12 protein-coding genes and 1 pseudogene are annotated in these 14,321 nt (G+C 35.5%); all 13 read left to right on the forward strand.

Annotation, left to right across the window (positions count from 1 at the left end):
- Positions 1–13 precede the first annotated feature (13 nt).
- The 13 genes and pseudogenes from IGI43_RS11190 to essC all read left to right on the forward strand — a co-directional run bounded on the left by IGI43_RS11190 (position 14) and on the right by essC (position 14,284).
- Positions 14–297, forward strand: a pseudogene (locus tag IGI43_RS11190) (WXG100 family type VII secretion target).
- Between the two features lie 56 nt (positions 298–353).
- Entirely contained in the window at positions 354–764 is a 411-nt protein-coding gene (locus IGI43_RS11195; RefSeq protein WP_438757871.1) for a hypothetical protein, read from the forward strand.
- Positions 757–1,020, forward strand: coding sequence for a hypothetical protein (locus IGI43_RS11200; RefSeq protein WP_438757872.1), 264 nt, complete (start codon positions 757–759; stop codon positions 1,018–1,020). Before IGI43_RS11195 ends, IGI43_RS11200 begins: the two co-directional genes overlap by 8 nt.
- On the forward strand, positions 1,017–1,412 hold the full coding sequence (locus IGI43_RS11205; RefSeq protein ID WP_438757873.1) for a hypothetical protein: 396 nt from the start codon (positions 1,017–1,019) through the stop codon (positions 1,410–1,412). The genes IGI43_RS11200 and IGI43_RS11205 overlap by 4 nt, the downstream gene beginning before the upstream one ends.
- 1 nt (position 1,413) lies before the next feature.
- Complete coding sequence (locus tag IGI43_RS11210; RefSeq protein ID WP_438757874.1) at positions 1,414–2,976, forward strand: cutinase family protein; 1,563 nt, start codon at positions 1,414–1,416, stop codon at positions 2,974–2,976.
- A gap of 15 nt (positions 2,977–2,991) precedes the next feature.
- Positions 2,992–3,279 carry a hypothetical protein gene (locus IGI43_RS11215; RefSeq protein ID WP_438757875.1) on the forward strand — a complete coding sequence of 96 codons (288 nt, stop codon included), beginning with the start codon at positions 2,992–2,994 and terminating at the stop codon, positions 3,277–3,279.
- A gap of 4 nt (positions 3,280–3,283) precedes the next feature.
- Positions 3,284–3,616 carry a hypothetical protein gene (locus IGI43_RS11220; protein WP_438757876.1) on the forward strand — a complete coding sequence of 111 codons (333 nt, stop codon included), beginning with the start codon at positions 3,284–3,286 and terminating at the stop codon, positions 3,614–3,616.
- Positions 3,617–4,107: 491 nt separating this feature from the next.
- Positions 4,108–4,404 carry a WXG100 family type VII secretion target gene (locus IGI43_RS11225; RefSeq protein ID WP_010761887.1) on the forward strand — a complete coding sequence of 99 codons (297 nt, stop codon included), beginning with the start codon at positions 4,108–4,110 and terminating at the stop codon, positions 4,402–4,404.
- Between the two features lie 74 nt (positions 4,405–4,478).
- Positions 4,479–7,853 (forward strand): type VII secretion protein EsaA, encoded by a 3,375-nt coding sequence (gene esaA / locus IGI43_RS11230; RefSeq protein ID WP_438757877.1) that lies wholly within the window; start codon positions 4,479–4,481, stop codon positions 7,851–7,853.
- A 31-nt stretch (positions 7,854–7,884) separates the two neighbouring features.
- Positions 7,885–8,379 (forward strand): hypothetical protein, encoded by a 495-nt coding sequence (locus IGI43_RS11235; RefSeq protein WP_438757878.1) that lies wholly within the window; start codon positions 7,885–7,887, stop codon positions 8,377–8,379.
- 14 nt (positions 8,380–8,393) lie between these two features.
- The gene (locus IGI43_RS11240) at positions 8,394–8,654 is read left to right on the forward strand and encodes a type VII secretion protein, YukD family (protein WP_438757879.1); all 261 of its coding nucleotides are present in this window, start codon (positions 8,394–8,396) and stop codon (positions 8,652–8,654) included.
- A 13-nt stretch (positions 8,655–8,667) separates the two neighbouring features.
- On the forward strand, positions 8,668–9,840 hold the full coding sequence (gene essB, locus IGI43_RS11245; RefSeq protein ID WP_438757880.1) for a type VII secretion protein EssB: 1,173 nt from the start codon (positions 8,668–8,670) through the stop codon (positions 9,838–9,840).
- Positions 9,821–14,284 (forward strand): type VII secretion protein EssC, encoded by a 4,464-nt coding sequence (essC, locus tag IGI43_RS11250; protein ID WP_438757881.1) that lies wholly within the window; start codon positions 9,821–9,823, stop codon positions 14,282–14,284. The genes essB and essC overlap by 20 nt, the downstream gene beginning before the upstream one ends.
- Positions 14,285–14,321: the final 37 nt, after the last annotated feature.

Consider the following 14,321-nt stretch of genomic DNA (forward strand, 5'->3'; position numbering starts at 1 on the left):
TAGAGTAGGAGCAATTTCAGTCACGCCCGAGCAACTGAAATCACAAGCAAAGGTTTATACACAATCACAACAACGAATCCAAGATGCGATTCGCAAAGTAAACTTAATGACTCAACAGATTGCTCAAGAATGGAAAGGACAAACTTTTCAATCATACTTAGAGCAATAAAATCAGTTAGAAGGCAACGTGAAAAAATGGAAAAATTGCTGATTAGCATTAATAGTCAATTAAACAAATATGGGGATACAGCCACACAACGTGATCAACAAGATGCAAGTTCTTTCGGTTTAAACTAAAAAATATAGTGACAACAAAAGCGTTCGTGCAAAGTTTTAGTAAAGGAGTTTAACGTTTGAATAAGAAAAGAGCAGTTAAACTAGGAATAATTACAGGAATTATCGTACTTGTAGGAATAATAGGTGTGTTAGGAGTGAAAAAAATGACCGAACCCTCAACAAAAGAAAAACAGATTGCTTTTCTTAAGGAACATGAAGGTGAATTGACTAAATATATCAAAACTAAAAATACCAAAAGTAATATTACACGCATTGTTTATAGTTGGAACTCTTTAAAAATTGAAGATAGTGGAGCGTTTACTCAAAAAGAATATGTTCTAAATATTAGTCTATATGATAATGATAACCTTAAAATTAATGGTGGCATTATCACCATTCGACCTGACAATATAGACATACCTTCAAAAATAAATGAATTATCAACCAATAACTTTGATAAAGAGATAGGTGAAGAAAATCATGGCTAACTTGGATAATTTCACAAATATATATGCAGACTTAGCTCAAAGTTCTTATACCAATAGAAAAGACAGCAATGGAAACATTTATAATTTTGCTAACGGTTTAACAGACAATCAACAAAATAAATTAAATTCTAATGAGTCCGTAAAATTTAATTTTTCAGATACAAAAGATGCACATGGAAATAGTCTTGATTCTGTCTATTTACAACCAGAAAGTCTTGCGCTAACGCTTTTTTTAGTAAAGGAGTCTAACTTGTGAATAAAAAAAGAGCAGTGAAACTAAGCATATTAACAGGAATTATTTTAATTTTAGCAATAATAGGTGTGTTAGGAGTGAAGAAAATGACCGAACCAACAGAGAAAGAAAAACAAATCACTTTTCTCAAAAAACATGAAAATGAAATGAATGAGTATATCGAAAATAGTGTTGAATTTCAAATATCAAAAGTTACTTATAATTGGGATAGTGTAATAGAAAATACGATAGGAAATGGTCTGCCTAAAGGAGCAGGTAAAGTTATTCAAATATTTGGGTTCGTAAATAATAAAGAGAATTTGGATTTTAGATTGGACATTCCAATAGACAATAGTAACCTCCCCGACCTAAATACTATCAAATATGGTCAACAATTAACTGACGAAGGAGAATGACATGGCTAATTTAGAAAAAGTTTATAATATATATGCTGATTTATCACAAGGTGCATATACCGGTAGGGAAAACAACTTTCCTTACAATGAATTAAAGCCTAGTCAACAAAATAAATTAGATTCTAATGAGTCCGTAAAATTTAATTTTTCAGATGCAAAAGATGCACATGGAAATAGTATTGATTCCGTCTATTTACAACCAGATAATACCGTTAAAACAGTCACTGAAAAAAAGTTTTTTGGCAAAGACAAGGAGTATCAAAAAGGGTTATTAACCGATGAAAAAGCAGGTTATAACTCTTATTATCTAACTAATACCCCTACTCTAAATACAGACACAAAACATACCTACTTCACTACCAGAGGAAGTGATGCTCTTCCTACAGGTGTGAAGGATGTGACAAAAGGGTGGGTAGGAAATAATTTAAACGATTGGGTGGACAATAATCTCGTTTTTGCTGAGAAAGGCTATATTCCTCAAGCGAAACTTGCTACAGAAGCGATGCACAAAAAAATAGAAGAGATGAGAACTAAAGCGCCGAATGCAACCATCTCAATGACTGGACACTCATTGGGAACAATGGTCACGATTCAAGCAGTCGCCAATCTTCCAGCAAAAGATATCAGCAAAATTGATAAAGTGATCTTATTTCAAGGTCCTGATGCTCGTGAAAGTATTAATAATATGTCTGAACAAGCACGAAAAAATATTCAACTGCTGGAAGAACAAGGAAAGATTGAGTACTACGTCAATGCATTTGATATTGTATCAATGTTAAATCGAAACAAAAAAGGCGTGGATGAAATTGGAAAAGTACATTACTTACTTCCGAAAACATTCACGTCTACGTTTGATATGGGTGGATCTCCAGGATCAAGTCATGATTTTGGCCAGTATCAATTAAATCCTGATGGCACGCCAAAAGAAGCGAATTTAAAAGAACATGGCTATATCTTTGCAGCTGGAATTAAGGTCTCAAATTTAATTGATAAATACATAAAAAAACTGATTAAAGAAAAAGACGGCGCTGGCAGCCTTTCGTATTATGAACTTGTAAAATTATTAACCTCTGGTGACTATAAAGACTTTGAAAAAGAATATTCAAAGATCATTGCAGATGCAGAGGTTGCCAGTAAATGGAATGGGAAAGTATCCGGTTTACAGGCAAGTATACGTGGGGCTTCTGGTAGTAAAAAAATTGAACTTCGAGGAGAACTTGCCACAGAAGTCGCAAATAAAGCGAAAACAGTTGGCGACGAATATGTATTGATTCAAAAAAATGAGCAACAAGAAGCGGAAGATGAAGTAGATTTAGTCGTCCGAGAAATTCGAGAAGGTGCTCTAGCAATCCAACAATCCTTAGAAAGCTATGAAGTTGAAGCTCTAATAGCGCCTTATAAAAAAAATAACTTGTGGGATAGTGGACAAGCAACAAGCAATACTAACGAAGCAAAAAAATATAAAGAAAAATTGACCGCATTTAGTAAGACGTTAACGACTGTTGCGAAGAATATTCAAGAATATGATGGCAATGCAGGGAAAAATATATTCACGAAGAAGTAATAAAGGAGTTTTATTATGGATGAAGAAAAAGCCTTGCTTTTAAAATTAAAGCAAGAACGAAAAAATCAGGAACGGATCGCTATAAAAGCAATAATTACCGCAAAAAAGGCACGGTTAAGCACAACAAGACAAACTTCTACTAGTACGCTAAATGAACTAGCAGAAGCCATGTACCAACAAAGCAACAGTGTCCTTCCGGGCGCACTAGAAGGAGCTTTACAGGGAAACAGTGCAACGTCTGCCAAACAGAGTTTGACCCAGTTAGCGAAACCAACCTTTAAAACCCCTGTAAAAGAGGTTTAATCGAATGAGTCCAGAAGAACAAAAAAAGAAACAACGACAAGCAACAGAACAATACGAGCAGGAAAAACGAGCTCTTCAACAAACACAGAAAAAAATGGAAGAAGAAGTGGATCGCTTCAAAAAAGACACCGAAAAGTTGATGGATAAAGTTCTCTATCTAACAAAAAATGATTCCTGGGATAAACGAGTGTTTTATAGACAAATGGAAGAAAGTCAAGCAACGATTCAATCTGAAAATCGACGATTCACGCAAAAAGTGGAAGAAAAACAAATCGAATTAAAACGAACCTACCAACGAGATATAGAAAAAATAGATCAGACCGAAGGAACAACCTGAAACTTTGACTTATAACAGAATCAAAACCTATTCCTGTTTTAGAGAAATGGGAGTATAGATGTATAAGAAATAGTTCAAAAATTATCGAATGACCATCGATATTCTTTCACTTCAGTATTATTTATTAAGGTTGTCTAAATCATCATCAGAACTTATTTTAATAGAATATATGCTGAAAGAGAAGCTATTAAGCATGAATCTATCAGAACAGATTGATAGTATTTTATAAAGATCAATTATATCAGTCACTTGTTTTCTGATATAAAGCTGAGTGAGTTTTATCTACAAGCAATTAGTTTATGTTTAGATTGATTACATAAAAGGTTACAATTAAATAATATATTTTACCTTTAAAAAAATAAAAATATTCAATTAGGGTTGAAGAATTTCCTTGGGATTGTATTTTATTTCTAAAAAACGTTGACAAGTATACTTATTGACCGATATACTGTTTATGTAAACAATTTTATTACAGAGTAGGAGAGATTATAATGGCAGGAGCAATTTCGGTCACACCCGAGCAACTGAAATCACAAGCAAAGGTTTATACACAATCACAACAACAAATCCAAGATGCGATTCGTAAAGTAAATTCTATGAATCAACAAATCGCACAAGAGTGGAAAGGTCAAGCGTTCCAATCGTATTTAGAACAATACAATCAATTAGAAGGTAACGTTAAAAAAATGGAAGAGTTGTTGATCAGTATCAATAGTCAGTTGAACAAATATGCTGACACAGTAGCACAACGTGACCAACAAGATGCAAGTTCTTTCGGTTTAAACTAAATTAATTTTTGAAATAAAAAAGCGTCAGTGCAATTCATTGCGCGGACGTTTTTTATTTAGGAGAGAAGAGCAAATTGAAAAATAAACTAAAAAAATACATTCCTATTATTTCGATTATTCTCGGCAGTATATTGTTCTTATCTATTCTTTCTTATATTGGGTTTAAAAGTGATAATATCCAACAAAACTCTAATGAAAAGGTAACAAAAATGCAGTATGTATTGGTAAATGAAGATAGAGGAACACTTTTTGAAGGGAAAAAATACTCTTTAGGAACGGACTTTGTCACATTGATCAATCAAGACACTGCTAACCGTTGGGAGACCACGACCAGAGATATTGCTAGCCGTGGAGTTGCAGATGGACAGTTTGATGCACAGATCATTATTCCGCAGGATTTCTCTGAACGATTGCTTTCTTTGCAAAGTATAAATCCTGAAAAGGCTTTAGTAGAGTATCAAGTAAGAGAAGGTCAAAATGAGATAACCAATCAGGCGATTCAGGTAAAAGTGAATGATATTTTAAAAGATTTCAATCAAAGAATTGTACAAATGTATTTTTCAAGTATTGTAGGAAATCTGTCAGAGGCCCAACAAAACGTCAATCAAATTGTTGGATTGGAAACAGATCACAAAAATAATTTGGAGAAAACAATTTACTTACCATTTAAAGAAGTACCAACTAATTTCTCAAATGTTATTGATACGGCAAGTATCTTTGATGAAGACAATAAAATGTTTACATCGGAACAAAAAGCATTTGTTGAGTCAGTGAAGCAGTTGATGGAAAGTAACAATACTGGTTTGGAAGCAAATAGCCAATCAACAGAGGAAGTACAGAAATCTGTGGATGATTATGCAGATGAAGCAAATGAAAAATTGGAAACATCTATTAAACAGTTTAATGAGCAATTTGAGCTACAAAAAGAACAATTAGAAAATCAATGGCAAAACGATTTGAAGGGATACAAAGCTCAATATGATGATTTTGATGATAGTATAAAAAATCAATTGGGACTGTTTCTTACAAAAGGGTCTGAAGAATCTAATAATACTGGCGTTTACGCGAATTTTTTAACGAATGCTTATGCGTTTAAAGATACGCAAACTAAGAGAATTGAAGAGCTAACAAGTGAAATAAAAGAATTGGAAAAACAAGTAACTGAATTAACAGTTTTAAAAGAAGATGTTGCTGAAAAGTACTACAACGATAGAGGTGCTAATCCAGAAACTGCGATAGAAGATCAAGTGAAACTAGCTATTTCAAAGTTAATCTCACCTGTGGATAAAGAATCAGAAATTAAGGAAGACGGGGAATATTTAACCGCTGTAAAGAACGAACTTATGCAATTACAGAATCTTGCTCTTCCATCAAGTGCTGATTTTCCTATTCTTTTAAATACGCTTTTAAATAAAGGGTTACTGACACGAGCGGCAAGTGATAAATTAAATGCTTCATACAATATTGTTACACATTATGAACCAACTCTGACTGGTAATGGGAATCAATTCAATATACTCACGACAACACCAAAAGAAGATCTTTCATCTGTATTCACTGTAACGAATACAGTAGGAGTAAATTTGAATCCTGGAACCAACCAATATTTACAATTCTCACATACTTTTGGTTCTGAGAGCAGTGGTACAGTTGAAGTCATTAATTTGGAAATGATTAGAGCAAATTTAGAAAGAAATATCATTGCAAATTTAACTGGTTCAAGCTATACAGCAACTGTTTCTATTAATGGAACACAACTAAATATAGCTATTATACTTAAGGACACCGAGAGTAGCGCACCGCCAAAAGCGCCTACACAATCTCAGATGTCTTACACATTTGATTCTGAAATAAAATGGACTTATCCAAATGACTACAGTAACAATGAGTATGTTCAATGTAATTACTCTTGGAGTTTAAATCGTTCAAGAACATCTGGGCAATTAGCTGCTTATATAGATAAAGATCAGCCTCTAAAGCAAGATTTACCTGAACTTTTTAACCTATTCACAACTCTGACTTCAGCTGCTGATAAATTGACAACAATCTATGCTGACCCGACTCAACAAGATATCATTAGTTTTGCTGGCTATGTCACAAGTAATCCAGATAAATCATTCAAGGAGTTAGCTACACCTAATTCTGTTTATTGGTTGTATGATAATATTACGGATACTAAAAAAGTTTCACAAATTTCGGAGTCACTTTATAAAAATTATAGTGCAAACGGAGATAGCCTATATAACGATATTGTAGCGCAAATCGACAAATTAAACGCCACAATCGGAACAAGCACCGATAAAAATGAAGGCGAAGCCATGACGTTATATGGGACGTTAAATCTGATGACTATTCCAGATATGATGTTACAAGAAGCCTCGATTTTAGGTGAGTGGTTCGATAAAGCCAGTCAAGAAATCGACGGGACCTATAATTCATGGACAGAAACAGAACGAGTAGCAGCAGAATCTGTTATTACGGATACAAATGCACATCCTGATAAGAATGATACGGCTGCAATCAATTCTACTACGGAAAACTTGGTGAAAAGTATCCAGACATTAGCAAGTAGTTCAAGAGAAACGGCTAAAGCAACAGAAGAATCCGCAGCACAGGTCAAAGACGTTGCACCGATTATTCAAACCTTGAAAGAATCGACAAACAAAGTACAAACAAATGCAAATGACATTTTAACGAACTTAGATAAAACTGTTACTAAAGTGGATGAAAAAACAAATGACAATGCGAAGTACGCAGAAACATTTGATAAAGTTCTTTCTAATACAAGAAATGGCGGTTCGGATAATTCAACAGTCTTTAACTTCCTTTCAAATCCAATTCAGGAAAAAGGCGATTTTGGTAAAACCAGACAAAATTCTTTGATTCCTTATTATGCAACGATTATTGCTGCATTTATTATTATTTTGGTCGCGACCGCGATGCAAAAATACATGAAACGAAGAAAAGTGTCTAAAACGGACTTGCTGATGAATCCATCAAGAGCTTGGTACAATACGTCAAATGTGATGGTGATACTGCTAAGCAGCGTTGCTTTGTCGATCGCATTTGCCCTTAATTTGAGTCTAGTTGTTGGGATGAATGCAAAATTAGCTTGGTTTAGTTATGCCTTTTTAGTTTTACTAGCAGGATTGTTGCTGACACTTGGCTGTATGAGACAGTTCAGATTACTGACGCTTTATCTTAGCGGTGCAATATTAGGCTTATTCTTTATGCTGACACCACTACTAGGAGTAGCCACTAAAACAGGCACATTCGCCAATATATTGTATCGAGTATCACCATTACAAAATATTCAAAATGGCTTCACCGCATTGCTAAACGGAGCCAGCATTGGTTGGGTAAGTTATCTGATTCTCGTAATTTTAGCATTGAGTGGTATTCTATTGAATTTTTGGGTGAAACCAGAAGACAAAAAAGTAAAAGCATGATCTTTTCTATTATTTGTAAGGGAGAAAAACGATGCGACATAGACCAAAAATTGATGTTAAAACGATTTTAAAAGGAATGCTTGTTCCTTTACTCTTCATTTTCTTACAAAGCATTCCTGTTCATGCAGATACTGGCGACTTAAAAATAAATAACCATGTGATCTACGATAAAAATGAAGGTAGTCAGAGTAATTCTGCTACCTTTACGATCAATCAATTATTTATGAAAGATATGTCTGCTCAGGATAAACAATTAGATGAAGAAAAAATGAAGGTAATTGCAAATGCACAAAAAGAAGTTTTTATGAAAGAAACACCAGCACAACGTACAGTTAACCAACAAACAACACCCCTTCTTTTCTCAAACGGATATGTCTTGAACGACAGTTTAGATTCTGGAGATTCAGGGTTAAAGCAAGGGAATAACATTGGATTTATTGTATTTTGTGTAGTCGGTGGACTCCTTGTGGTAGGCCTTGGAATTTTATTAGGTCGAGCATTTCCTGCATGGGTAAAAAAAGGATAGGAAGGTAGAATTTTATGAGGAAAGATACATCTATTGGTATTGGGTTACATGTGGGTAAACAAATTATTGATTTACAGATTCCTATAAAAGTTTCTGGAAATCGTTTAAAAGAACTATTGAGAGAATCACTAGAATTATTGAACATCTCTTTACCAGATACATTTGAGTTAGAGATATTGAATAAAGCAATTAAGTTAAACGGAGAAGTTCTTCTAGCAAACTATGCACTAGGTGATGGGGATCAATTAATTGTTAGAGAAACGATGAAAAAGTAAAGGGGCCTAAAACGTGAGTGAAGTAAAAGATATATCAGAAAAAATAGATATCCAAGTTCAAAAAGATAAGGTGCTAGTTACGCTACAAGCGAACCAATATCGCTTATCAGAGTTGGATCAATTTCAAGCCGTTCTCCAAAAAAGAGACGCACTATTAGCTGGAGAACTATTGGAGGCAACAGAAGAGCAGTTAGTCTTATCATACGAAAAAGATAACTACGCGGTACCAATCGATGAAGCAATAAAAAAAATGACGCCATTTAAGAGACTGCTTTTAGCACAAAAAATTCGTTTTATTGAGCCGTTCATCCATTCTACGATTCAACCATTTATCCACCCAAGAAATATATTTCTTTTTGGAGAAGAACTTTCGATTGCACATAGAGGTTTTATGAATCTAGTTGTTCCACATGTGACGAATGAAGAAGATTTTTTAAAACAATATCGTGCGTTGATCCTATTGATTCTTCATCCAAAATTAGATTATGAACGGTTGATCGAAGGATCTGGAACATTACAAGATCCTCTGTCTAAAAATATTCAAGCTGCACTTTCACCAGAACAAATCGATCAAATGATCAGTGAACAAGTCGTTATCCAAAAAATGAAACAAGAAAAGCAAAATCAACTTGTAAACAAAAAAAGCTATACGCTGTTTAAATGGGGCAGTCTTGTGTTGTTGGTTGCAACGCTTATTTTAGGTTTCTTTGTTGGAAATTATGCACTGAAAGAAGTTCCTACGCAAGAAAGAATCATTACAGCAGAAGCAAATTACATTGCTAATGATTATTCAGGCGTATTAAGCACGCTGAAAGAAGATACACCAGAGAATCTACCTAAAAGTGCACAATATGTCTATGCAGTAAGCTCGATACAACTGGATAATTTATCCAATGAGCAAAAAGAGATGATTTTAAATAATATTTCACAAAAATCAAATGAAAATACACTTTTATATTGGATCTATATCGGAAAAGGCGCGTTCGAAAAAGCTCTTGATATTGCGCAAAACGTAGGAGATAACCAATTTATTTTACATGCTTATACAAAACTGTATGACGCAACAAAACTAGATACAAAAATGAATGGTGAAAAGAAACAAGAGCTATTAACGAAATACGAAGAAGCCATTGCTAAATATATGAAACTATTAGGAGGAGCAACCGATGATTCTGAAAACGAATAAAACAGAAGATGAGTCAATTGTTCCTATCGATGATCAAATGCAGCCAGCTGCGGATGTTCTTTTTGATGTTTTCTATTTTGGCGATGTCTTTTCTCATCATCAGTTGACAACAGCGAAACAAGAACGAATGATCGAGGAACATTCAGTATCTTATGATGGACAGAAGATTTTATTTGATAACAAACCGTTTGAAAAAAATAATCCTCAATTTATTATTGTAAAACCAACCGAGTATCAAACGATTGCTACAAGTAAACCTAAAAAAGATTTTACGATCTCTTCTACGGCTTCCTCCGCAATTAGTTTACCAACTGCGGCATTTGTTTCAGTTACAGTTGAGGCAAAAACGACTAATTATACTGTTGATATTTATGCAAATGAAGAAACGATTTATTTCAACGGACAACGAATTGCTAAAGGAAAATTTGACTTTGGTACTGGCGATCAGCTAGTGATTGATAAACTGATTCTAGAAGTACGAGAAAATCAGCTGAAGCTAACAAATTTAGGTACTGATTTTAAATTGAATCCATTTGAAATCATTGAACAAAACTACGAACCTGAATACCCATCAGAATTTCCATTATTCAGACGAAGCCCGCGTATCCATTTAAAAGAACCGAAGATGGATGTAGAAGTAATGACACCGACACCGAAAGAAAAAGAAGGAAAAAATGAACTCTTAAGAACCCTTGTTCCTCCTTTGGGAATGGTGGTTTTAAGTGGTGCTACAAGCTTTTTAAGTGGCGGAAATCCAATCATGATGCTAAGTATGGGTGGCGCTAGTTTATTAACGGCAGGTTTTTCAGTTTCCAGTTATTTTACCAATAAGAAAGAAACCAAAGAGAAAAACGAACGTAGTGAAGGCTCTTATAGACAATACCTGATTCAGAAAAAAGGGGATATCTCTCTTTTACAACAAGAACAGGAACACGCTCTTACGTATATGTATCCTTCAATGAATGATCTTGCCTTGATGGCCAAAGACTACCAAGCACGGATCTATGAACGCATGACAACCAACGAAGATTTTCTGAAAATCCATGTTGGTACTGGAGAAATCAAATCAAGTTTTTCTGTAAAATATCAAGCAAATGAAGAAAGTGATTTAAGTTCGCTAGCGGAAAAACAACTCGTTTGGCCGTATCAACAATTAGAAGCTGCGCCAATTATTATTCCTTTGATGGATCAAACAGTTGGTCTAGCAGGAAATTATCCAGTATTACGGACCGCTGTTCAAACGCTCTTATTCCAAATCTCAATGCTGCATTCGTATCGAGATGTTGAATTTGTGACATTGGTTCCAGAAAATGACTATGATACTAATTGGCATGCGTGGCGTTGGCTGCCTCATTTGAAGATTCGCAGTTTGAATCTAAGAGGGATCATCCACAATGCCCAAACACGGGACATGGTGCTTAACTCGTTTTACCAAATTTTAACGAAAAGAAGACAAGAACTGAAAGAAAATGGCAATGAAAAGATTCGATTCCAGCCGCATTATGTATTCTCTATTTTAGAAGAGAGCTGGTTATCTGGACATGGGCTAAATGAATTTTTAGCAGAAGACATGAGTCCGTATGGTGTGACCGTGATTTGGGGGAAAGATGCCTTACCGATGTTGCCTGAGACAACGACGACGTTGATTGATTACCAAAGCAGTGAAGCGGCGATCTTGATCAACCAAAATAATGAATATGTGAATCAAGCGTTTGTACCGACTCATTTACCAACGGCTTATCCGATTGAAGAAGCGTTGCAGAGATTGGCGAATTTACATCATGTTGAGGTAGAGAAGAATGCCATTCCAGAAGCAATCGATTTTCTTGAATTATACGATGTAAAAGCAGTTGATGAATTAAACATCGGCACACGTTGGACAAAAGCAGATACGTCTAAATCATTAGCGGTTCCATTAGGTGTGCGCGGTAAAGACGATATTGTTTACCTTAACCTACACGAACGAGCACATGGGCCTCACGGGTTAGTTGCTGGTACAACAGGGTCTGGTAAATCAGAAATCGTTCAAAGTTATATCTTATCTTTAGCGGTGAACTTTGCACCAGAAGATGTTGGCTTTTTACCGATTGACTTTAAAGGTGGAGGGATGGCGAATTTATTTGCTGACTTACCTCATTTACTGGGTTCTATTACCAATTTAGATGGCGCAAGTTCTGCCAGAGCTTTACAAAGTATTCGGGCAGAATTACAAAAAAGACAACGTAAATTTAGCCAATTTGGTGTGAATCATATTAATGGCTATACAAAATTATATAAACAAGGCAAAACAATTACAGATCCAGAAGAAAAGAAAAAATACCCAAGCGACCCACTACCACACTTATTCTTAATCAGTGATGAGTTTGCCGAATTGAAAGCCAATGAACCTGATTTTATGGCGGAACTTGTTTCAACGGCTCGAATCGGTCGTTCTTTAGGTGTCCATTTAATCTTAGCTACTCAAAAACCTAGTGGGGTCGTGGATGACCAAATTTGGTCGAATTCTCGTTTCAAACTAGCGTTGAAAGTAGCCGATGCTAATGATTCAAATGAAATTATCAAAACACCGGATGCCGCAACGATCACACAACCAGGTCGTGCGTATTTACAAGTCGGAAACAATGAAATTTACGAACTATTCCAATCTGCTTGGAGCGGGGCAAATTATGATCCGTTTGTCTCACGAGAAGAAAAAGTAGATGAACGTATTTGGTTGATCAATCAATTGGGACAATACGAATTATTAACAGCGGATCTGTCACAAGAAGAAGATACCGTTGTGAAAAATGAAGAAGAAAAGACGCAGCTGGATGCTATTGTAGAAGCAATCCAAGCATATTCAGAAGAAACCAACGCGGTATTACCAGAAAAACCTTGGCTTCCGCCACTAGAAACAGTGATCGATTCGCCTATCTTATCGAAGGAATGGCGCGATACAAGACAATTAAGTGTTCCGTTTGGCTTTATGGATATTCCTTCTAAACAAGAGCAAGTCGTGTTCAACTTTAATTTTAACGAACTGACACATACGGCGTTTTATGGCTCACCAGGTTTTGGTAAATCAACGGCGCTTCAAACATTAGTGATGAATCTTGCGCGACTAAATACACCAAGTCAAGTGCAGTTTAATTTATTTGATTTCGGTACAAATGGTTTGCTTCCGTTGAAAAAACTTCCTCATGTCGCAGATTTAGTGCGTTTAGAAGAAGAAGAGAAGTTAGTGAAATTCTTGAAGCGAATCAGAAAAGAGATTCAAGAGCGAAAAGATGCATTTACCGATTATGGTGTCGCAAGTCTATCGCAATACGAAGAAAAATCAGGAAACAAACTTCCTGTAGTGATTACGATCATTGACGGATTTGATGCCATCAAGGAAAGTCCGTTAGAAGAAGAAATCGAATCTGTTGTGAATCAGTTGCTACGAGAAGGGGCTAGTGTAGGTCTGTACGCTGTTTTATCTGTTCTTAGAACGTCTACCTTCAAGATGAGCATGGCAAGTAATATTCCATCTCATATCGGTCTATTCCTTGTAGAAGAAGGCGCAATCAGAGATGTTGTTGGGCGAGATGCATTGATTCCACAAGAAATCATTGGACGAGCACAAATCAAATTAGATGATCCACATGAACTTCAAGTCTTTCTTCCAACACATGGCGAAAATGATATTGACCGCTTAAATCATTTAGAGCAAGAGATAGAAGCAATGGATCAAGACTGGACTGGTGAACGTCCTATTAAGATTCCGATGCTGGCAAAAGTGGTTTCAATGGCTGATTTCTACGAGTCAAAACAAACACAAATGATGCTGGAAAATATGCAATTGCCAATTGGTTTGGATAAAGAAACAACCAATGTAGTCGGATTTGACCCACAAGAGCATGGCTACTTTGTGATTGGAGACGATTCACCGCAACAAACAGAATACATTGAAAAAGTCATTGTAGAAAATCTAAAACACTTTGAAGGACGAGCGCAACGAGTAGTCTTTAACGGCTCAGAACGTTTCGGTGGTTTTACGGAAAGCTTTGACATGATGGTTGCAGAACCTGATTATAGTACCTTTGTAAATGATTTAGTTAGCGAAATCGAGGTTCGCCAGGACGCAACAGATCCAGAACCAATGTTTGTCTATGTTCCAGAGGCGCATGTATTTGGAGACAAGACATTCATTACCAATGATGCAATTGACGTGTATCTAAGAAAAGCAGCGAAAGTGAAGATTTACTTTATTTTCCAAGGCAATCAAAAACAAATTGAAAATAGCTTCGATGACTTTAATAAACGACTACGTACGAATATCCCAGCAGGAATGATCGGTACACGTTTAGCGGATCAAGGATTTATCAATGTGAAATCAGGCTATAGTGAACCGACAGTTGAACTAGATGAGTCTCATTTCTTTGTTGGACGGAATGCTTGTCGAGTGAAGTTGGTTAGTGAGTAAAATAAATAATTATATGCTGTAACAAGGAGGAAAAAGC

Origin of the sequence: Enterococcus sp. AZ126 (assembly GCF_051714545.1) — a bacterium.
Classification (GTDB): domain Bacteria; phylum Bacillota; class Bacilli; order Lactobacillales; family Enterococcaceae; genus Enterococcus_L.

What these genes read in the sequence shown, in the direction of transcription:
- IGI43_RS11200 (WP_438757872.1), top strand. Translation starts at nt 757, where the DNA reads ATGGCTAACTTGGATAATTTCACAAATATATATGCAGACTTAGCTCAA.
- IGI43_RS11210 (WP_438757874.1), top strand. Translation starts at nt 1,414, where the DNA reads ATGGCTAATTTAGAAAAAGTTTATAATATATATGCTGATTTATCACAA.
- IGI43_RS11215 (WP_438757875.1), top strand. Translation starts at nt 2,992, where the DNA reads ATGGATGAAGAAAAAGCCTTGCTTTTAAAATTAAAGCAAGAACGAAAA.
- IGI43_RS11220 (WP_438757876.1), top strand. Translation starts at nt 3,284, where the DNA reads ATGAGTCCAGAAGAACAAAAAAAGAAACAACGACAAGCAACAGAACAA.
- IGI43_RS11225 (WP_010761887.1), top strand. Translation starts at nt 4,108, where the DNA reads ATGGCAGGAGCAATTTCGGTCACACCCGAGCAACTGAAATCACAAGCA.
- IGI43_RS11235 (WP_438757878.1), top strand. Translation starts at nt 7,885, where the DNA reads ATGCGACATAGACCAAAAATTGATGTTAAAACGATTTTAAAAGGAATG.
- IGI43_RS11240 (WP_438757879.1), top strand. Translation starts at nt 8,394, where the DNA reads ATGAGGAAAGATACATCTATTGGTATTGGGTTACATGTGGGTAAACAA.
- essC (WP_438757881.1), top strand. Translation starts at nt 9,821, where the DNA reads ATGATTCTGAAAACGAATAAAACAGAAGATGAGTCAATTGTTCCTATC.